This window comes from Geodermatophilus sp. SYSU D00700 (genome assembly GCF_054050255.1).
Window position 1 is genome coordinate 1 of sequence record NZ_JBJGZA010000006.1, and the last position, 19969, is coordinate 19969.

A 19969-nucleotide genomic window follows, 5' to 3' on the forward strand; every position below is an offset into this window, starting at 1 on the left:
GGTGCTGCAGCCCGACGGGAACCTGGTGGTGTACGCCTCCGACGGGCGCGCGGTGTGGAACGCCCGCACCCAGGGCAGTCCCGGCGCTCAGCTGCGGATGCAGGACGACGGCAACCTGGTGCTGTACCGAGTGGATGGATCACCGGCCTGGTGGACCGGCCGGGACGCCTTCGACGTGCTGCGCGCCGGGGACCGGATGGCGGGTGGGCAGTCGCTGCGCTCGCCGTCGGGGGAGTACCGGGTGGTGGCCCAGCCCGACGGCAACCTGGTGGTGTACGCCTCCGACGGGCGGGTGCTGTGGCACGCGCACACCCACGGCAGCCCCGGTGCGCGGACGGTGCTGCAGCCCGACGGGAACCTGGTGGTGTACGCCTCCGACGGGCGCGCGGTGTGGAACGCCCGCACCCAGGGCAGTCCCGGCGCTCAGCTGCGGATGCAGGACGACGGCAACCTGGTGCTGTACGCGACCGGCGGCCGGGCCCTGTGGTCGTCCCGTTACGGCCGCTCCTACTGACCGACCGGGCCCCTAGGCCGTCAGGCCATGGCCGGAGGCGCGTGGCCGGGTGTGCCTGCCCGGTCCCGGGTGCTACGCGGCGTCGACGATCGTGCAGATGGCCGCACCGCTGGTGACGGTGGCGCCGACCTCGGCGGACAGGCCGCTGACCGTGCCGGCCCTGTGCGCGGTGATCGGCTGCTCCATCTTCATCGCCTCGAGGACGACGACCAGGTCGCCCTCGGCGACGGTGTCCCCGTCGGCGACGGCGACCTTGACGATCGTGCCCTGCATGGGCGAGGTGAGGCTGTCGCCGGAGGCGGCCGACCCGCCGTGACCCGAGCCCCGCTTGCGCGGCCGGGGCCCGGCACCGGCCGGGGCCGGCCCGCCGCCGGCCGCCAGGCTGGCGGGCAGCGACACCTCGAGGCGCCGGCCGCCGACCTCGACGACGACGGTCTGCCTCGGCGCCTCCTCGTCGGCCTCGGCCGGCGCGGCGCTGTAGGGCGGGACCTGGTTGTCCCACTCGGTCTCGATCCACCGGGTGTGCACCGTGAACGGCTCGCTGGTGAACGCCTCGTCGCGGACCACCGCCCGGTGGAACGGGATCACCGTCGGCATGCCCTCGACGACGAGCTCGTCGAGCGCACGGCGGGCGCGCTGCAGCGCCTCCGCGCGGGTGGCCCCGGTGACGATCAGCTTGGCCAGCATCGAGTCGAACGCGCCTGCCACCTCGCCGCCGGTCTCGACGCCGGAGTCCCAGCGGACACCGGGGCCCTGCGGGATCTCCAGCCGGGTGACCGGGCCGGGGGCGGGCATGAAGTTGCGCCCGGCGTCCTCGGCGTTGATCCGGAACTCGATGCTGTGCCCGCGGGGGGCGGGGTCCTCGGTGATCGACAGCGGCAGGCCCTCGGCGATGCGGAACTGCTGGCGGACCAGGTCGATGCCGCTGGTCTCCTCGCTGACCGGGTGCTCCACCTGCAGGCGGGTGTTGACCTCGAGGAAGGAGATCGAACCGTCGGTGCCGACGAGGTACTCCACCGTGCCGGCGCCGTGGTACCCGGCCTCCCGGCAGATGGCCTTGGCCGACTCGTGGATGCGGGCGCGCTGCTCGTCGGTGAGGAACGGCGCCGGGGCCTCCTCGACCAGCTTCTGGTTGCGCCGCTGCAGCGAGCAGTCGCGGGAGCCGACCACGACGACGTTGCCGTGGGTGTCGGCCAGCACCTGCGCCTCGACGTGCCGCGGCTTGTCGAGGAAGCGCTCGACGAAGCACTCGCCGCGGCCGAAGGCGGCCACCGCCTCGCGGACGGCGGAGTCGAACAGGTGGGGGATCTCCTCCTCGGTGCGGGCGACCTTCAGGCCGCGCCCGCCACCTCCGAAGGCGGCCTTGATGGCCACCGGCAGGCCGTGCTCCCGGGCGAAGGCGACCACCTCGTCGGCGCCGGCGACCGGGTCCTTCGTGCCGGGTACGAGCGGCGCGCCGGCCTTCGTGGCGATGTGCCGGGCGGCGACCTTGTCGCCGAGGGCGACGATCGACTCGGGGGAGGGGCCGATCCAGGTCAGCCCGGCGTCGATGACGGCCTGCGCGAAGTCCGCGTTCTCCGACAGGAAGCCGTAGCCGGGGTGCACCGCGTCGGCGCCCGAGCGCTTGGCGGCGTCGAGGATCTTGTCGATCACCAGGTAGGAGTCGCCCGGCGTCGTCCCGCCGAGGGCGAAGGCCTCGTCGGCGGCGCGCACGTGGAGGGCGTCCCGGTCGGTCTCGGCGTACACCGCGACGCTGGTCAGCCCGGCGTCCCGGCAGGCGCGGGCCACGCGGACGGCGATCTCGCCGCGGTTGGCGATCAGGACCTTCTGCACCGGGCTGCTCCCTCGTTGGTGGACCGGTCGGACTGTAGCCAGTGCGACGCCGACGTCCGGCGGTGCCCTCGCCTTCGGGACCCGCTCCGGCGGGCGCACGCGGCGTCGGTCCTCGCATAGCATCCGCGGATGCTGGTCGTGCATCGTCTGCTCCTCACCCGCATGCCGGCGCTCTACTTCCACCTGCGCAACGTCGGCCGCAAGGTCACCGGGACGCGGCGCCGTCAGCGTCGCCTGTTCGCCGAGCTCGTCCGCCCCGGGGACCTGGTGTTCGACGTCGGGGCCAACATCGGCGAGTTCACGGCCGCCTTCCGCGACCTGGGGACCCGGGTCGTGGCGGTCGAGCCCCAGCCCCGCCTGAGCGCGCACCTGCGCGCCCGCTTCCGCGCCGACCCGTTGGTGACCGTGGTGGGGACGGCGGTGTCCGACCACGCGGGCGAGGCGACGCTGTACTGCACGACCGCGGACGCGCTGGCCACCCTGGAGGAGACGCGTGCCACAGGCGGGGCCACCGGTGCCGGCGCCGAGCTGGAGTGGAACGGCAGGATCACCGTCCCGCTGCGGACGCTGGACTCGCTCGTGGCCGAGCACGGGAGCCCGGTGCTCGTCAAGATCGACGTCGAGGGTCACGAGTCCGGCGTGGTACGGGGCCTGACCACGGCCCGACCGTCGGTCTTCTTCGAGGTCAACCGGCCCGGTGTCCACGAGGTGGTCGACACGCTGGCAGCGCGTGGCTACACCGACTTCTTCGTCCGGGAGGCCGAACGGTCCGACTGGGTATCCCGGCACCCGATGTCAGCGGCGCGGGTGGCCGCCTACCTGGCCGGGTCCGTGGCGGACTGCGACTGCTTGGCGGTGTCCCCGGATCCGCGGTCGGCGGTCGCCCGTCGGCCGGCCGTGCCGCCGGACGGTGACTGAGACGACCTACCGCCGCCAGAGGTCGGTGATCGTCAGCCCGCGGCGGCGCAGCTGCTCGCGCAGCGCGGCCAGCGACAGGCCGACGACCGACGCCGGGTCCCCCTCGACCCGGCGGACGAACGGCGCGCCGAGCCCGTCGAGGGTGAAGGCGCCGGCGACCGCGAGCGGCTCCCCGGTGGCCAGGTAGGCCTCGATCTCCTCCGCCGTCGGGGTGGCGAAGTGCACGACGGTCGAGGTGACGACGACGTCGCGGCCCTCGACCCGGCCGGCGCGCACGTCGAGCAGCGCCTGGCCGGTGTGCAGGACCCCGGAGCGCCCGGACATCCGCCGCCAGCGGTCGCGGGCCTCGTGCGCGTCGGCCGGCTTCCCCATGGCCTGCCCGCGGAACTCCAGCAGGGAGTCGGCGCCGACGACGAGGGCGTCGTCCTCCCGGCCGGCGACGGTGGCGGCCTTCGCCGCGGCCAGGAGCGCCACCCGCTCGCCGACGCGCGGCGCGGTGACGGTGGACTCGTCGAGGTCGCTCACGACGACCTCGGGGGCGAGCCCCGCCTGGCGGAGCAGTGCCAGCCGGGCCGGCGAGGCGGAGGCCAGCACCAGCCTCCGGCTCATCCGGGCCGTCCCGCGGCGCGCCAGCCACCGAAGCCGGGGCGCAGGACCGGCCGGTGCAGGGCGGCGGGGGAGGCCCACGCCCCGACCGGGACCGGCCGGCGGCGCGGCCGGCTCCGCTGGGAGAGCGCGGCGACCACGACGGTCAGCGCGGCGAGCTCCTCGGCGGTGGGCTCCCCCCGGACGACCCTCAGCAGCGGGCGCTGCGGCGCGCTCTCGGCGGACGACGGTGTCGTCGTCACAGTGGGATGTTCCCGTGCTTCTTCGGCGGCAGGGTCTGGCGCTTGTTGGCCAGCAGCCGCAGCGCCTTGGTCACCTGGACGCGGGTGTGCGACGGCAGGATGACCTGGTCGACGAAGCCGCGGTCGGCGGCGATGTAGGGGGACAGCAGGGTGTCCTCGTACTCGGTGACCAGCTCGGCGCGGCGGGCCTCGGGGTCGTCGGCGTCGGCGAGCTCGCGCCGGTAGAGGATGTTGACCGCGCCCTGCGCGCCCATGACCGCCACCTGCGCGGTCGGCCAGGCCAGGTTGAGGTCGGCGCCCAGGTGCTTGGAACCCATGACGTCGTAGGCGCCGCCGTAGGCCTTGCGGGTGATCACCGTGACCTTCGGGACCGTGGCCTCGGCGTAGGCGTAGATCAGCTTCGCCCCGCGGCGGATGATCCCCTCCCACTCCTGCGACGTGCCGGGGAGGAAGCCCGGGACGTCGACGAAGGTGAGCACCGGGACGTTGAACGCGTCGCAGGTGCGCACGAAGCGGGCGGCCTTCTCGCTGGCGTCGATGTCGAGCGTGCCGGCGAACTGGGTGGGCTGGTTGGCCACGACGCCGACCGGCCGCCCCTCGACCCGGCCGAAGCCGACGAGGATGTTCGGCGCGAACAGGGCCTGCACCTCGAGGAACTCGCCGTCGTCGAGGACGTGCTCGATGACGGTGTGCATGTCGTAGGGCGTGTTCGGCGAGTCCGGGACGAAGCCGTCGAGCTCGAGGTCCTCCTCGGTCACCGCGTCGGGCAGCGTGACGTCGACCGGCGCGACGTCGACGGCCGGCAGCGGGTCGAGGTTGTTGCTCGGCAGGTAGGACAGCAGCGCCTTGACGTAGTCGAGGGCGTCGGCCTCGTCCTCGGCGAGGTAGTGCGCGACGCCGGACTTCGTGTTGTGGGTGCGGGCGCCGCCGAGCTCCTCGAGCGTGACGTCCTCGCCGGTCACCGTCTTCACGACGTCGGGACCGGTGATGAACATCTGGCTGGTCTTGTCGACCATGACGATGAAGTCGGTGAGCGCGGGGGAGTAGACGTGCCCGCCGGCCGCGGCGCCCATCACCAGCGAGATCTGCGGGACGACGCCGGAGGCGTGCACGTTGCGCCGGAAGATCTCGCCGTAGAGGCCGAGGGAGACCACGCCCTCCTGGATGCGCGCGCCGCCGCCCTCGTTGATGCCGATGACCGGGCAGCCGTTGCGCAGGGCCAGGTCGAGGACCTTGACGATCTTCTCGCCGTAGACCTCGCCGAGGCTGCCGCCGAACACGGTGACGTCCTGGGAGAAGACGCAGACCGGCCGGCCGTCGACGGTGCCGTACCCGGTGACGACGCCGTCGCCGAAGGGCCGGCGGGCCTCCATGCCGAAGGTGGTGGAGCGGTGGCGGGCGAACTCGTCGAGCTCGGTGAACGAGCCGGGGTCCAGCAGCGCCTCGATCCGCTCGCGGGCGGTCATCTTCCCCGCCGCGTGCTGCTTCTCGACCGCCCGCTGCGAGCCCGCGTGCACGGCCTCCTCGACACGCTGCCCGAAGTCCGCCAGCTTGCCGGCGGTCGTGTGGATGTCGACGTCGCCGGGGACGTGCTCGCCGGCGCTCTCCAGTTCAGCCGCACTCACGGAGCCGTAGCGTAGGGGAGTGCCCGACGCGCCCTCCGCCCGCTGGTCGGAGCTCGACCGCCCACCGCTGGACGCCGCGGCCCTGCAGGCCGCCCTCGTCCGCGACAGCCGCCTGTGGCGCGCGCTGGAGGTCGTCGAGGAGACCGGCTCGACCAACGCCGTCCTCGCCGGACGGGCCGCCGACGGGGAGCCGGAGGGGACGGTCCTGGTCGCCGAGCACCAGTCCGCCGGGCGCGGCCGGCTCGACCGCACCTGGGTCTCGCCGCCACGCGCCGGGCTGACCGTCTCGGTGCTGCTGCGCCCCGACGTCCCGGCCGCCCGCCGCGGCTGGCTGCCGCTGCTCACCGGCGTGGCCCTGGCCGAGGCCGTCGGCGAGGTCGCCGGGGTCCGCACGTCGCTCAAGTGGCCCAACGACCTGCTGGCCGTCGACGGCGCCAAGCTCGCCGGGATCCTCGCCGAGGCCTCGAGCGGCGCGGTCGTCGTCGGCACCGGGCTCAACGTCACCACCCGCCGCGAGGAGCTGCCGCCCACCGGGACGTCGCTGTCGGTGGTCACCGGCGGCCCCGTCGACCGGGGCCCGCTGCTGCTGACCTTCCTGCGCGGGCTGGAACGCCGCTACCTCGCCTGGACCGCCGCGCTCGGCGACCCCGTCGCCAGCGACCTGGCCCGCGACTACCTCGCCTGGTCCTCGACGGTCGGCGCCGACGTCGTCGTCACCCTGCCCGACGGGTCGGAGGTGGCCGGTTCCGTCACCGCCGTCGACTGGGACGGCCGGCTGGTGCTGTCGACCGCGACCGGCACCGTGGAGCTGGCCACCGGCGACGTGCAGCACGTGCGGACACGCCCGCGGGGAACCTGACTCGCGGGCTCCGCTCGGTCATCCTCCTCTACGTGCCCTACCCCGACCGGCTGCTGGCCGACGACGAGGAGGTCGTCGCCCACCTGCACCCGCACTGGACGACGCTGTTCTGGCCGGTGGTCCGGTTCCTCGTGGTCGTGGGCGCCGCCTCCTACCTCGCCGCGCTCGTCCCCGCCGGCCGCCAGCAGGGCGTGCTGCGGATGCTGCTGCTGGCGGTCGCGCTGGTCGTGCTCACCGTCGCCGTCGCGGGCCCCCTGCTGCGCTGGCGCACCACCCACGTCGTCGTGACCACGCACCGGGTGCTGGTACGGACCGGCGTGCTCTCCCGCCGCGGCCGCGGCGTCGCCCTCTCCCGCGTCACCGACGTCTCCTGCCGCCAGACGCCGTGGGAGCGGATCGTGCGGTCGGGCACGGTCACCGTGGAGTCCGCCGGCGACGGGCCCCCGCTGGTGCTGCGCCGCCTGCCCGACAGCGACGGCGTGCAGGCGCTGCTGGCCCAGCTCGTCGAGGACGACCCTCGGCTGGGCGGCCCCGCCGGGGACGGGCACGACGAGGGCTGGTACCAGGACTGGTCGTCGGTCGAGTCCCGCACCACCCGCCTGCGCTGACCCGCCGGCCCGCGCCCCCGGCGGGGTGTGACCGATCGGTCACGGCGAGCCTGGCCGGATCTGTCGGTACGGCGACCTACCTTCCGCACCCATGCGGCTGCTGCACACCTCCGACTGGCACATCGGACGGTCACTGCACGGCGCCGACCTGCTCGCCGAGCAGGAGACGGTGCTCTCCGGCCTGGCCGACGTCGTCGCCGCCGAGCGGGTCGACGCGGTCGTGGTGGCCGGTGACGTCTACGACCGTGCGGTGCCCTCGGCCGATGCGCAGGCCGTCCTCGACGCGGTGGTCGCCCGGCTGGTCGGGGCCGGCGCGGCGGTCGTCCTGACGCCGGGCAACCACGACTCCGCGCGCCGGCTGAGCACCTTCTCCGGCCTGCTGACCCGGTCGGGCGTGCACTTCCGCACGACCACCGGCGGCCTCGACGAGCCGGTGCTGCTGTCCGACGCGCACGGCGACGTCGCGGTCTACGGCCTGCCCTACCTGGAGCCCGAGCTCGCCCGCCACGAGCTCGGCCTGCGCGAGGCGCGCAGCCACGAGGCGGTGCTGCGGGCGGCGATGGACCGCGTCCGCGCCGACCTCTTCCTCCGCCCGGGCACCCGCTCGGTCGTGCTGGCGCACGCCTTCGTCGGCGGCGGCGTGGCCAGCGACAGCGAGCGCGACATCTGCGTCGGCGGCGTCGACCTGGTGCCCGCGTCGGTGTTCGACGGCGTCGACTACGTGGCGCTGGGCCACCTCCACCGGCCGCAGTCGCTGTCCGACCGGCTGCGCTACAGCGGTTCGCCGCTGCCCTACTCCTTCGGCGAGGCCGGCCAGGACAAGCAGGTGTGGCTGGTCGACCTCGACGCCGGCGGGCTGGCCGGCGTCCGCGCCGTGCCGTTGCCCCTGCCCCGCGCCCTGCGGGTCCTCAGCGGCACCCTCGAGGAGCTGCTGGCCGACCCGGTGCACGCCGCGGCCGAGGAGGCGTTCGTCTCCGCCCGCCTCACCGACCCCGTGCGCCCGACCGACCCGATGCGCAAGCTGCGCACCCGCTTCCCGCACTGCGTGCACCTGGAGTGGTCCGGCGGCGGGACCCCCGACGGGCGCAGCTACCAGGAGCGGCTGCGCGGGCGCGGCGACCTCGACGTCGCCGGCGAGTTCGTCAGCCACGTCCGCGGCGGGGTCGCCGCCACCTCTGCCGAGCGACACCTGCTCGGGCGCGCGCTGGCCGCCGCGACCCGCGAGGAGCCCGCCCGGTGAGGCTGCACTCCCTCACGCTCACCGCCTTCGGGCCCTTCGCCGGCACCGAGACCGTCGACGTCGACGACGTCGCCCGTGACGGGCTGTTCCTGCTGTGGGGTCCCACCGGAGCGGGCAAGACGACGTTGCTCGACGCCGTCGTGTTCGCCCTCTACGGCGTGGTGCCCGGAGCCCGCGGCGAGGCCCGCCGGCTGCGCAGCGACCACGCCGACGCCGCCACCCGCACCGAGGTCGGCTGCGAGCTCACCCTGGCCGGGGAGCGGCTGCGCGTGGTGCGCCGGCCGGAGCAGACCCGGCCCAAGAAGCGCGGCACCGGCGAGACCACCGAGCAGGCGCGGCTCACCGTGCAGCGCTGGACCGGCAGCACCTGGGAGCCGGTGAGCACCCGCATCGACGAGGGGTCGGAGTACCTGCGCGTCCGGCTGGGGCTCTCGGCCGAGCAGTTCTGCCAGGTGGTGCTGCTCCCGCAGGGCGACTTCGCCCGGTTCCTGCGCGCCGAGCCCGAGGACCGCGCCAAGCTGCTGCGCACCCTCTTCGACGTCGACCGGTTCGCCCGTGCCGAGGAGTGGCTGGCCGGCGAGCGGCGGGCCGCCGAGGAGGCGCTGCGCGCCGACCGGCACCGGGTGAGCATGCTGCTGCACCGGGTGGCCCAGATCGCCGACGTCGCGGTGCCCGAGGACCTCGCGCCGGAGCTGGTCGGCGCGCGGCCGGGTGCGTCGGTGGGCGCCTGGGTGCGGCAGGTCCGCACCCAGGCGGCCGAGCGGCTGGCCGCCGCGCGGACCGCCGCGGCGGCCGCGGCCGCCGACAGCGCCCGGGCCGACGCCGAGCTCGCCGCCGCCCGCGCGCTCGCCGACCGGCACGCCCGGCGGGACCGCGCCCGCGCCTCACTCGAGGAGCTCACCGCCCGGGAGCCGCAGCTGGCGCCGCTGCGGGCCCGCGCCGACGCCGGGCGCCGTGCCGAGGTGCTCCGCGACGTGCTGGAGACCGCCGAGCGCGCCGCGCTCGCCGCCGCGCGCGCCGCCGCGGCCCGCGAGCGCGCCGCGGCCGCCTGGGCCGCGGTCGGCGGTGGGCACCCGGCCACCTCGGCGACGGCGCGCGACCTGCGGGACGCCGCCGCGCAGGCCCGCGCGCTGCTGCCCGACGCCGGCCGGGCCCGCGCGCTGGCCGGCGACGCGTCCCGGCTCGCCGGCGCGGTGCAGCGGCTGACCGCCGCCTGCGCTGACGGCGCGCGGGCCGCGGAGGAGGAGCCGGCGCGGGTGGCCGCCGCCCAGGCCCGCCTCGACGCCGCGCAGGCCGCCGCCGCGCGGCTGCCCGGCCTGACCGCCGCCGCGGAGGCCGCCCGCGCCGCTCTCGACGCCGCCACCCGCGCCGCCGCGCTCGCCGGCCGGCTCGACGGCGCCCGCGCCGCGGCCGACGCCGCCCGGCTGGGCTGGCTGGAGGCGCGGGAGCGGCTGGTGGAGGTGCGCACCGCCCGTCTCGACGGCATGGCCGCCGAGCTCGCCGCCGGGCTGACCGACGGTGCCGACTGCCCGGTGTGCGGCTCCGCCGAGCACCCGCGCCCGGCGGTCCCGGCCGGGGCGCCGGTCACCGCCGACGACGAGGAGCGCGCCCGCGCCGCCGCCGACGCCGCCGACGAGCGCCGCACCGCCGCCGCGGCGGGGGTCGAAGCGCAGGAGCGCGAGCTCGCCGTGCTGCGCGCCCGCGCGGGCGACGAGCCGGCCGAGGCGCTGGCCGCCCGCGCCACGGCCGGCCGGGCCGAGCTCGAGGAGGTGTCCCGGCTGGCCGGCGGCGTCGAGGCCGCCCGCCGGGCGCTGGTCGCGGCCGAGCAGCGCCGCGACGCGTCCGCCGCGGCGCTCGCCGCCGACCGGGAGGCGCTGCAGCGCCGCACCGCCGAGCAGGCGGCGGCCGAGCAGGCGGCGGCCGAGGCGGCCGCCCGCGTCGACGCAGCCCGCGGTGACGACCCCGACCTGCCCTCTCGCGCCGCCCGGCTGACCGCCGAAGCGGAGCGCTGCGAGGCCGCCGTCGCCGCGGCGGAGGAGGAGGTGCGCGCCACCGAGGCGGTCACCACCGCCGGCGCCGCGGCCGGGGAGCGCGCGGCCGCGGCCGGGTTCGCCGGCGTCTCCGACGCCGGCCGCGCCCTGCTGCCCGCCGGTGAGCTCGCCGCCCTCGACGCGCGGCTGCGCGCGCACGACGACGCCCGCGCGGTGCTCGCCGCCACCCTCGCCGACCCCGACCTCGCCGACCTCGACCAGCGGCCCGACGTCGCGGCCCTGCAGGAGCGCTACACCGCGCTCACCGCCCGCCGCGAGGAGGCGGTGACCGCCCTCGACCAGGCCCGCCGCTGCGCGGCAGCGCTCGACGGGCTGGCCGGCGACGTCCTGGCCGCGGAGGAGGAGCTCGCCGAGCGCCGCGCCCGCGCCGACCAGGTCGGCGGGCTGGCCGACCTGGTCGGCGGCCGCGGTGCCAACACGCTGCGGATGCGGCTGCAGTCCTTCGTGCTCGCCGCCCGCCTCGAGCAGGTGGCCGAGGTGGCCAGCCGCCGGCTGCAGGAGATGTCGCGGGGGCGCTACACCTTCCTGCACAGCGACGCCCTGGGCCGGCACGGCGCCCGCGGCGGCCTGGGCCTCGACGTGCTCGACGAGTACACCGGCACCCGGCGCCCGACCAAGACCCTCTCCGGCGGCGAGAGCTTCATGGCCTCCCTCGCCCTCGCCCTCGGCCTGGCCGACGTCGTCACCGCCGAGGCCGGCGGCGTGCAGATGGACACGCTCTTCGTCGACGAGGGCTTCGGCACGCTGGACGCTCAGGCGCTCGACGCGGTGATGACCGTGCTCGACGAGCTGCGCCGCGGCGGGCGCACGGTCGGGGTGATCAGCCACCTCGAGGAGCTGCGTACCCGCATCCCCACCCGACTGGAGGTCGTGGCCGGGCGGTCGGGCTCGCGCCTCGCGGGCTGAGCGGGGTCCCGACGACGACCCTCCGGGCGGGTCGCCGCCTACCTCTGCCAGCCGGGTCAGACCCCCCTGACGGGAGACGCGCTATCCGGCGACGAACGGGGTGTCCGGGGGTCGGTGCGTCCGGAGCGGGGCTGGCGGTCCAGTGCGGGGAGGTGGCGATGGAGGTCCCGGGAGGCGCTGTGCCGGGGGATGCCCACCGGCGCGCTCGCCGTGGACCGCATCGCGTGGGGGCGTGAGATGAGTGGTCGGTCATCCACCGGGGCGGGAGCGGAGACCCCCACCCGCTCGCTCCCGCGCCCGCCGCCCTGCAGCATCCCCAGCGTCGCGCGCCGCAGGCGAGGACCGCAGGGCTTCTCGACCAGATGGTGCAGGGCCAGTCCCACGAGGCACGACACTGCGGTCGCCAGGCCGATGGCCGCCCAGGGGCCGGTGCTGTCGCGGAAGAGGTGGATGACGTACCAGCCCAGGTTCTCGTGGATCAGATAGAGCGGATACGTCAGAGCGCCTGCCAGGGGCATCCAGCGGGCGTGCGTGGTGGCGAGCGGAGTGAGCGTCACGAGGGCCACCAGGCCGAAGCAGGCCAGGGTCGCGAGTGCGATCCCCACCTTCGACGGAGGCCAGGGGACCTCGTCCGAGAGTGCGCCTGGGTAGTAGCCCATGGCGAAGTTGAGGCCGAACAGCGCCTGCATCCCCACCAGCAGCCACGTCCCGAGGTCGTGGCCATCCCGGTGGACGACAAAGAGCAGCATCCCCCCGGAGAAGAACGGAGCGTAGTCCGGCATGAGGACGACGGTGAGCAGGTCGGAGTGCGTGGCCGCGGCAATGGCTCCGACGATCGGCCAGAGGGCACAGAACGCCAGGACCCGGCCGCGCGTTATGCCCCACAGCATCAGCAGCGCGATGAGGGCGTAGAACCGCGCCTCGTACCACAGGGTCCAGTACACACCGTCCAGGTCCGGCACACCGAAGGCGGCCTGCACCATCGTGAGGTTCAGGAGGCTGCGAGCGACACCGACCTGCTTGTCGAAGAAGGCGGGGTTCTCGGGCCAGAGGACGAGTACCAGGACGATGCTGATCGTGACTGCCGCCCAGTAGGCGGGAAAGAGTCGGCCCGCCCGGGAGGCGATGAAATCGGGGAGGTCCCTGTTCCAGGAGCTCATCAGCAGGACGAATCCGCTGATGACGAAGAACAGCGGGACGCCCAGGCGTCCATAGGTGGTCCACTCCCCTACCGGAGCGACCGCTTCGGGCACCGGACCGTCCCAGGCCGGGCTGTCGCGAGCGGTGAAGTGGAAGCCCATGACAGCCATGGCCGCGAACAGGCGCAGGACGTCGAGCATGCCGAGGCGTCGCTGGCTGTTCCCTGAGCTGCTGGTCGTACGCACCGACGTAACTCCCCGTGTGGGTCGCGGATCGCCGCCCGGTGACGGAGTCGGCTCGGTCGCCGTCCGCAGAGGAGCGGGCGGGCGTTGCCGAACGTAACGATTCGGTAGCTCGACTGGAGGACGACGCCCCGGACCGGACCTCTCCGTCACACCGGGAGCATCACTGGTCCCACGGATCCCGTGCGACGCAAGATCTCGGGCTCCCGGTGTGCGTGAGGCAGGTGGGGCCTTGCCTGCCCCGGAGTTCGGTGTGCTGGGTCAGGCGCTGGACGGCGTGGATGCCGCCACGGGGTCCCGGGATGCCCTTTCGGGTCGGGCGACGTCATCGGCCCTCGGCGGGAAGACCCAGCGCCGGTAGGCGAACCAGCGGACCACGGTGCCCAGCCCGATGGAGGCGACGTTCGTCGCCTGCAGCACCAGCGCGTGCTCCTGGCCGAGCGGATGACGCACGAACGCCACCAGGGCCAGTCCCATCAGCAGTGTAGTCCCGTTCACCAACATGAAGGCGGCGTACTCCCGCCGGTAGCCGGTGCGCTCCCGGTGCGTGAAGGACCAGAACCGGTGCCCGAGGTAGGCCGCCGTCGTCGAGACGGTCGTGGACACCAATTTCGCGGTCACCGCGCCGGTGCCGGAGATGTAGAGGAGCTGGAACAGTCCGACGTCGAGGGCGAAGCACGCCGCGCCGACCGCGCCGAATGCGCTGAGTTCCCTGAGCAACGCGTGACACGTCGTCTCAGCGCGGCGGCGGAGAGCCGGGAGGAGCCGCATTGCACCGACTCTACGGCTCACGGCCTCGCCGCCCCCCACCGCTCAGCGCGCGTTCCATCGTCTCCTCCGGGTTGAGCAGACAATCGGTCCGTGCGATCCCCCACCCGCCTGGCCCGTCCGCGCCGAGTCCGCCGGCTGAGCGCGGGCGTGCTGCTCGCGGCGCTGTCAGCGACCGCGTGCTCCGCCTCGCCAGACCACGTCGAGGGCGTCGACACCAGCGGCGTCGTCCTCGTCGTCATCGGTGACTCGCTCACCGCTGGTTCACGACCCCTGGCAGGAGGCGAGATCGAGGGCGAGGGGTCGTGGGTGCCGTCCGCGGTGGGCGACCCGCTCCTCCTCGGCGGTGGATGGGCGGTCCCCGGCGCCACCACCGCGGACATGCGCAGTGGGGTCCGACACGTCGACGGCGACGTCCTGGTGGTCATGGCCGGTACCAACGACGTCGGCGCCGGCGTCGACTGGACAGCCAGCCGGGACAACCTCCTGGCGATCACGCGGACACTACGCATCGGGGAGGTCATCGTCTCGGCGATACCGCCGTCCGCTGCCCACGCGGAGTCCGTCACCGCCTACAACGACCGGCTCCGGCAGGTTGCGACAGAGCAGGGCTGGGTCTTCACCGACCCGTGGGCGGGGGTTGCGCAGGACGGGCGCTGGGTGGCGGGTGCGTCCTCGGACGGCGTCCACCCCACGCAGGAGGTGGCCGACGAGGTGGGTTGCTCGATCCGGACCACGGTCCTCGCTCGGGCGGACGGTGGCTGACGCACTGGGCCGGGCCACTAGCCTTGACAGCGCCATGACCTCCCTCGACCCGCGCACCGGTCTACCTGTCGTCGTCATGGTCGGCGGGGGACAGCTCGCGCGCATGACCCACCAGGCCGCGATCGCCCTCGGCCAGTCGCTGCGGGTGCTGGCCACCGGTGCCGACGAGTCCGCGGCGCTGGTCGCCGCCGATGTCCGGCTCGGCGACCACCGCGACCTGGGTGCGCTGCGCGCCGTGGCCGACGGAGCCACCGTGCTCACCTTCGACCACGAGCACGTGCCCAACGAGCACCTGCGCGCCCTGGCCGCCGAGGGCGTACGGGTCGCCCCCGGCCCCGATGCGCTGTTGCACGCCCAGGACAAGCTGGTCCTGCGCCGGGCGCTGGCCGGGGCGGGGGAGCCGCAGCCGGCCTGGGCCGAGGCGCCCACGGTGCACGCGGTGGCCGCGTTCGCCGAGGAGGTCGGCTGGCCGGTCGTCGTCAAGACCCCGCGCGGGGGCTACGACGGCCGGGGCGTCTTCGTCGTCCACGGCCCCGACCAGGTCGCCGACCTGCTCGAGCGGCACGGGACCCTGCTGGTCGAGGAGCGGCTGCCGCTGGTGGGCGAGCTCGCGGTGCTCGTGGCCCGCTCCCCGTTCGGGCAGGTCGCCGTCTGGCCGGTGGTCGAGACCGTCCAGCGCGACGGCATCAACACCGAGGTCCTGGCGCCCGCACCCGGGCTGGACGAGGAGACCGTGCTGGCCGCCCAGGAGCTCGCCGTCCGCGTCGCCGACCGGGTGGGCGTCGTCGGGGTCATGGCCGTGGAGCTGTTCCGGACCGCCGACGGGGTGCTGGTGAACGAGCTGGCGATGCGCCCGCACAACTCCGGGCACTGGACGATCGAGGGCGCGCGCACCAGCCAGTTCGAGCAGCACCTGCGCGCCGTCCTCGACTACCCCCTGGGGTCGACGGCGATGACCGCGCCGGTCGTGGTCACGGCCAACGTGCTCGGCGGGGCGGCGTCGGCGGAGGGCTGGGACGGCCCCGGCGTCGACGAGCGGGTGCACCACCTCATGGCGCACTGGCCCGACGTCAAGCTGCACTGGTACGGCAAGGGCCAGCGGCCCGGCCGCAAGCTCGGTCACGTCACCGCGCTGGGCGACGACCTCGCGGAGGTCCGCGCCCGCGCGCTCGCCGCGGCCCGCTACCTCGCCGACGGCGTGGTCGACCCCGCCTTCGCCTTCCCCCGGGAGCACTGAGTGGACCCGCTCGTCGGCAGCCCCCTCGTCGGCGTCGTCATGGGCAGCGACTCCGACTGGCCGACGATGGAACCCGCCGCACAGGCGCTCGCCGAGTTCGGCGTCCCGTACGAGGTGCACGTGCTGTCCGCGCACCGCACGCCGCAGCGGATGCTCGACTACGCCACCTCGGCGGCCGGGCGGGGCCTGCGGGTGCTCGTCGCCGGGGCCGGGGGAGCGGCCCACCTGCCCGGCATGCTCGCCGCGGCCACCCCGTTGCCGGTCGTCGGCGTCCCCCGGCCGCTGGACCGGCTCGACGGCCTCGACAGCCTGCTGTCGATCGTGCAGATGCCGGCGGGCGTGCCGGTGGCCACGGTGTCCATCGGCGGCGGGCGCAACGCCGGGCTGCTCGCCGTCCGCATCCTGGCCTCCGCGGACCCGCGGCTGCGGGCGGCGGTCGAGCGGTTCCAGGCCGACCTGGCCGACTCCGTGGCGGCCCGCGACGCCGCGCTGCGCGCCCGCCTCTCTGGTCACCAACCGCCCCAGCCGTGACAGGACCCCCGTCCGGTACCTCACGCAGGGTGGTTGAGCTCTTACCGTGAGCTGATTGACGGCAGCGTCGGCTCGGTCCGGTGCCACGAGAACCGGAGCGGACGTGCACTACCTCATCTCCACTGCCGGACACCCCAACGTCGGTGACGAGCTCATCACCCGCACCTGGCTGCGGGAGCTCGCCGTGCGTGCGCCGGACGTGGACGTCTGGCTGGACTGCCCCAACCCCGCCGGCGCGCAGGCGCTGCTGGCCGACGCTCACCCCAGGCTGCGGTGTGTCGACACGCTGTTCCGGCTCTGCTGGGAGGCGCCGTCCGACGACGCCTGGGAGGTCGTGTCCTTCGTCGCCGGCGCACTCGACGACCACGGTCAGGCGCCGCGGTGGGTCCCGGGACTGCGCCGCTTCGGTCAGGCCTCGGTCGTCCACCTGATCGGTGGCGGCTTCGTCAACGGCGTCTGGCCGCGGCACCTCGGCCTCCTCGCGGCCGTGGACTGGGCCGCGAGGCACGGGGCGCGCACGGCCATGACCGGCCAGGGCCTCGCCCCCATGGGGCACGACGCGGTCGCGCTGAGCCGGCGGCTGGTCCGGCACCTGGACACGCTGGACGTCCGCGACAGCGCGAGCGCCGGGCTGCTCGGCCGCCCCGAGGCCCACTCGGGTGACGACCTGTGGCTCGCCGACATGCCGTCCCTCGTCGACACCGAGCGGGCCGCGGAGATCGACGCCGTCGTATGCGTTCAGGGCGACCTGCTCGACGGACCCGGCTGTGAGCGGCTCACCGAGCAGTGCCTGACCCATCTCGACCACTGGGGCGTCGACCCGGCCCGGACGGCGGTGCTCGAGTGCATCCCGCGGGTCGATCGCGGCATCTTCGACCGGTTCGTCGGGCTGCTGCCCGGCCTGGTGTTCGTCCCCTGGGTCGAGCTGCTCGAGCGCGGGGTGCCCGCCGGGGCCCACCAGCGGTGGTTCAGCACCCGCTTCCACCCCCACCTGGTCGCCTCGGCCGTCGGGGCCTGCGGGGTCGCCGTGCCCGTCCGTCCCGGCTACTACGACGTGAAGCACGGCTCCCTGCTGGAGGCCGGTTCGACCTGGCACCTCCTCCAGCCGAGCAGCGCCGGAGTGGTGGACCCGGCGGCCGGCCGCCCGGGCACGCTGGCCGTCACCGGAGAGCTCGTCCGTGCCCGCAAGCTGTCGATCGCCACCGAGTTGTACGGCGTCGCCGCCCCGGTGGTCACCGGCCCGGCGCCGCGCACGGACCGGCCGCTCCTGATCACCGCGAGGGCGTCCTAGCATCTACCCGTGAGTAGTGCGGGGCTGTACCAGCTGACCGAGGAGCACGACGCGATCCGGGCCGCCGTCCGGGACATCGCCGAGCGGGAGATCAAGCCGTACGCGGCCGAGGTGGACGCCGGGTCGCGGTACCCGATCGAGGCGCAGAAGGCGCTGACGGCGGCCGGCTTCCACGCCACCCACATCCCCGAGCAGTACGGCGGCGAGGGCGCCGACGCGGTCGCCACCTGCATCGTCATCGAGGAGGTCGCGCGGGTCGACGTCTCGGCCTCGCTCATCCCGGCGGTCAACAAGCTCGGCTCGATGCCGGTGATCCTGTCGGCGTCGGAGGACCTCAAGCAGCAGGTGCTCGCCCCGATCGCCGCCGGTGACGCGATGATCAGCTACGGCCTGTCCGAGCGGGAGGCCGGCTCCGACGCCGCCTCGATGAAGACGCGGGCCCGGCGGGACGGCGACACCTGGGTGCTCAACGGCACCAAGGCCTGGATCACCAACGCCGGCGTCTCCGAGTGGTACACGGTCATGGCCGTCACCGACCCGGAGCAGCGGGCCAACGGCATCTCCGCCTTCGCCGTCCACCGCGACGACCCGGGCTTCGCCGTGGGCCCGAAGGAGCGGAAGATGGGCATCAAGGGCTCGCCCACCTGCGAGCTCTACTTCACCGACTGCACCATCCCGGCCGACCGGGTCATCGGCGAGCCCGGCACCGGCTTCAAGACCGCGCTGCGCACGCTGGACTACACCCGCCCGACCATCGGCGCGCAGGCCGTCGGGATCGCCCAGGGCGCGCTCGACGCCGCCGTCGAGTACACCCGCGAGCGCAAGCAGTTCGGCCGCGCGGTCAGCGACTTCCAGGGCGTGCAGTTCATGCTCGCCGACATGGCCATGCAGATCGAGGCCGCCCGGCACCTGGTCTACGTCGCGGCCGCCCGCGGCGAGGCCGGCAACTCCGGCGGCAAGGTGGACCCCGACCTCGGCCGGCTGTGCGCCGCCGCCAAGGCCTTCGCCTCCGACGTGGCCATGAAGGTCACCACCGACGCCGTGCAGCTCTTCGGCGGCGCCGGCTACACGCAGGACTTCCCGGTCGAGCGGATGATGCGCGACGCCAAGATCACCCAGATCTACGAGGGCACCAACCAGATCCAGCGGATGGTCATCGCGCGGAGCCTCCTCCGGTAGGAAGGAGCCTGCGTCCTCTCCGCTCACCGCCACGACAGGTCTCCCCGGAGACCGGACTGCTCTCACCTCGCGGACCGGAGATCCGGCTGACCGGCGAGCGCTCGCCGACCTGGTCGGCACCACCCGGGTCGCCACCACGGAGCTGCCGGGCGGACTCCGCGACGCCGGTGCGGGTGCGAGCCGGAGCTGCGCGCCGACCCGCGATGAGGGGCCATGCTCGGGACATGGATGTCGACGTCGCCGTGGAGGCCGTCATCCCCCACCCCCGCGAGGTCGTGGCGTCCTACGCCGGCGACCCGAGCAACGCGCCGCAGTGGTACGCCAACATCGTGTCGGTGAACTGGCAGACCCCGCCGCCGGTCGCAGTCGGTTCCCGGATGGACTTCGAGGCCCGCTTCCTGGGTCGCCGGCTGAGCTACACCTACGAGGTGGTCGAGCTCGAGCCGGGTGATCGGCTGGTGATGCGCACCGCCGACGGGCCGTTCCCGATGGAGACCACCTACACGTGGGAGTCGGTGCCGGGCGGGACCCGGATGAGGCTGCGCAACCGCGGCGCGCCGAGCGGGTTCGCGAAGATCGGTGCTCGGGTGATGGCGAGGGCCATGGAGGGCGCGATGAGGAAGGACCTGGCGCGGCTCGCCGAGCGCCTCCGGTACCGCTGAGGCCGACCGGGCCGCCGGCCGGCGGTGTCTCCTGGAGGCGTCGCCGTCGGGTCGGGAGCCGGCTGGAACAGCAGCCGGACGTTCTCCGCGGTCGCTCGTGCCTCCTCCAGGGCGCGCGCGGTCATCGCGGCCACCATCCTCTGCAGCGCGCTGTGCGCGTCCCGCGCGAACCGCGCGTGCTCGCTCCGGCTCAGGTCGGCGCCGAGCGGTGGCGAGGGCTCCTCGTGAGGCCGCCGGAGCCCACGGCCGCGCAGCCGTGCCGACGTGGGTTTGCCGGTGCCGTCGCATCGGGCACAGGAGCTCGCCGTCGGAGGGGCGCAGCACCTCGGTGCCGCTGCCGGCCGCGATGCCCGCAACGGACACCTCATCGGTGCGCATGGCGAGGCTGTCGGGGTGGGGCTCCAGTTGCACCGGTGTGCGGAACCCGTGCTCCATGCGGTGGGGACTCCCTGGCCCGCGGTCGTGTGCGGCCGTGGAGGCGGATGCGGCAGTCGGCCGCGCGGGCCGGTCATCGGACACGTCCGGATCCGGGCCCGGTGACCGCCGAGGAGCGCCCGCCGTGCGGAGGCGTCTGGACAGGTCACCCCGAGGGGGCTGGACTGGCAGCCCGCCCGGGAGGCGCCATGAGCACCGAGCTGTCGACGACGTCGCGCCGTCGCGGGGACCGCGTGCCCGGTGCGCCCGTGTCCCGGGGCGGGCTCCGCCTCACCGCCCCGGCCCGCCGTGGCCGAGGACCCGTCACCCACCCACCG

General features: G+C 75.0%; 18 protein-coding genes. 12 read left to right on the forward strand and 6 right to left on the reverse strand.

Going from position 1 to position 19969, the window contains the following annotated elements; all coding sequences use genetic code 11:
- Positions 1-514, forward strand: a 514-nt coding sequence (locus tag ACI79V_RS06660; protein ID WP_456887691.1) for a hypothetical protein, incomplete at its 5' end; no start/stop codon positions are given.
- 72 nt (positions 515-586) lie between these two features.
- On the opposite strand, the gene ACI79V_RS06665 is transcribed toward ACI79V_RS06660, so the two are convergent.
- A complete protein-coding gene (locus tag ACI79V_RS06665) occupies positions 587-2347 on the reverse strand; it encodes an acetyl/propionyl/methylcrotonyl-CoA carboxylase subunit alpha (protein ID WP_456887694.1) in 1761 nt (586 codons plus the stop codon).
- A 129-nt stretch (positions 2348-2476) separates the two neighbouring features.
- On the opposite strand from ACI79V_RS06665, the gene ACI79V_RS06670 reads away from it, so the two are divergent.
- On the forward strand, positions 2477-3265 hold the full coding sequence (locus tag ACI79V_RS06670) for an FkbM family methyltransferase (RefSeq protein WP_456887696.1): 789 nt from the start codon (positions 2477-2479) through the stop codon (positions 3263-3265).
- Between the two features lie 6 nt (positions 3266-3271).
- Here the strand turns inward: ACI79V_RS06670 and ACI79V_RS06675 are convergent, their stop codons facing one another.
- From ACI79V_RS06675 to ACI79V_RS06685, 3 genes are read right to left on the reverse strand one after another with little or no spacing between them, the layout of a single operon-like run.
- Positions 3272-3874, reverse strand: a complete 603-nt coding sequence (locus ACI79V_RS06675; protein ID WP_456877754.1) for a Maf family protein — start codon at positions 3872-3874, stop codon at positions 3272-3274.
- Positions 3871-4113, reverse strand: coding sequence for an acyl-CoA carboxylase subunit epsilon (locus ACI79V_RS06680; RefSeq protein WP_456887698.1), 243 nt, complete (start codon positions 4111-4113; stop codon positions 3871-3873). The genes ACI79V_RS06675 and ACI79V_RS06680 overlap by 4 nt, the downstream gene beginning before the upstream one ends.
- Complete coding sequence (locus ACI79V_RS06685; protein ID WP_456887699.1) at positions 4110-5738, reverse strand: acyl-CoA carboxylase subunit beta; 1629 nt, start codon at positions 5736-5738, stop codon at positions 4110-4112. Before ACI79V_RS06685 ends, ACI79V_RS06680 begins: the two co-directional genes overlap by 4 nt.
- A gap of 19 nt (positions 5739-5757) precedes the next feature.
- Here ACI79V_RS06685 and ACI79V_RS06690 point away from each other — a divergent pair, with 19 nt between their 5' ends.
- The 4 genes from ACI79V_RS06690 (at position 5758) to ACI79V_RS06705 (ending at position 11402) form a co-directional block, all read left to right on the forward strand.
- Entirely contained in the window at positions 5758-6597 is an 840-nt protein-coding gene (locus ACI79V_RS06690) for a biotin--[acetyl-CoA-carboxylase] ligase (protein WP_456887701.1), read from the forward strand.
- Between the two features lie 32 nt (positions 6598-6629).
- Positions 6630-7205 (forward strand): PH domain-containing protein, encoded by a 576-nt coding sequence (locus ACI79V_RS06695; protein WP_456887705.1) that lies wholly within the window; start codon positions 6630-6632, stop codon positions 7203-7205.
- A gap of 91 nt (positions 7206-7296) precedes the next feature.
- Complete coding sequence (locus ACI79V_RS06700) at positions 7297-8445, forward strand: exonuclease SbcCD subunit D (RefSeq protein WP_456887709.1); 1149 nt, start codon at positions 7297-7299, stop codon at positions 8443-8445.
- The gene (locus tag ACI79V_RS06705) at positions 8442-11402 is read left to right on the forward strand and encodes an AAA family ATPase (RefSeq protein ID WP_456887712.1); all 2961 of its coding nucleotides are present in this window, start codon (positions 8442-8444) and stop codon (positions 11400-11402) included. The genes ACI79V_RS06700 and ACI79V_RS06705 overlap by 4 nt, the downstream gene beginning before the upstream one ends.
- A gap of 56 nt (positions 11403-11458) precedes the next feature.
- Here ACI79V_RS06705 and ACI79V_RS06710 read toward each other — a convergent pair whose 3' ends face one another.
- Both ACI79V_RS06710 and ACI79V_RS06715 read right to left on the reverse strand, forming a co-directional pair.
- The gene (locus ACI79V_RS06710; RefSeq protein ID WP_456887714.1) at positions 11459-12742 is read right to left on the reverse strand and encodes an acyltransferase family protein; all 1284 of its coding nucleotides are present in this window, start codon (positions 12740-12742) and stop codon (positions 11459-11461) included.
- Positions 12743-13045: 303 nt separating this feature from the next.
- On the reverse strand, positions 13046-13504 hold the full coding sequence (locus ACI79V_RS06715; RefSeq protein WP_456887716.1) for a GtrA family protein: 459 nt from the start codon (positions 13502-13504) through the stop codon (positions 13046-13048).
- Positions 13505-13645: 141 nt separating this feature from the next.
- On the opposite strand from ACI79V_RS06715, the gene ACI79V_RS06720 reads away from it, so the two are divergent.
- The 6 genes from ACI79V_RS06720 (at position 13646) to ACI79V_RS06745 (ending at position 19217) form a co-directional block, all read left to right on the forward strand.
- Positions 13646-14317, forward strand: coding sequence for an SGNH/GDSL hydrolase family protein (locus ACI79V_RS06720; protein ID WP_456887718.1), 672 nt, complete (start codon positions 13646-13648; stop codon positions 14315-14317).
- 34 nt (positions 14318-14351) lie between these two features.
- Positions 14352-15554: a 5-(carboxyamino)imidazole ribonucleotide synthase gene (locus ACI79V_RS06725; protein ID WP_456887720.1), complete on the forward strand. Its 1203-nt coding sequence runs from the start codon at positions 14352-14354 to the stop codon at positions 15552-15554.
- Positions 15555-16085: a 5-(carboxyamino)imidazole ribonucleotide mutase gene (purE, locus tag ACI79V_RS06730; RefSeq protein ID WP_456887722.1), complete on the forward strand. Its 531-nt coding sequence runs from the start codon at positions 15555-15557 to the stop codon at positions 16083-16085.
- A 103-nt stretch (positions 16086-16188) separates the two neighbouring features.
- Positions 16189-17376: a polysaccharide pyruvyl transferase family protein gene (locus ACI79V_RS06735; RefSeq protein ID WP_456887724.1), complete on the forward strand. Its 1188-nt coding sequence runs from the start codon at positions 16189-16191 to the stop codon at positions 17374-17376.
- Positions 17377-17385: 9 nt separating this feature from the next.
- Positions 17386-18555 (forward strand): acyl-CoA dehydrogenase family protein, encoded by a 1170-nt coding sequence (locus tag ACI79V_RS06740; protein WP_456887725.1) that lies wholly within the window; start codon positions 17386-17388, stop codon positions 18553-18555.
- Between the two features lie 224 nt (positions 18556-18779).
- Positions 18780-19217, forward strand: coding sequence for an SRPBCC family protein (locus ACI79V_RS06745; RefSeq protein ID WP_456887727.1), 438 nt, complete (start codon positions 18780-18782; stop codon positions 19215-19217).
- Positions 19218-19969: the final 752 nt, after the last annotated feature.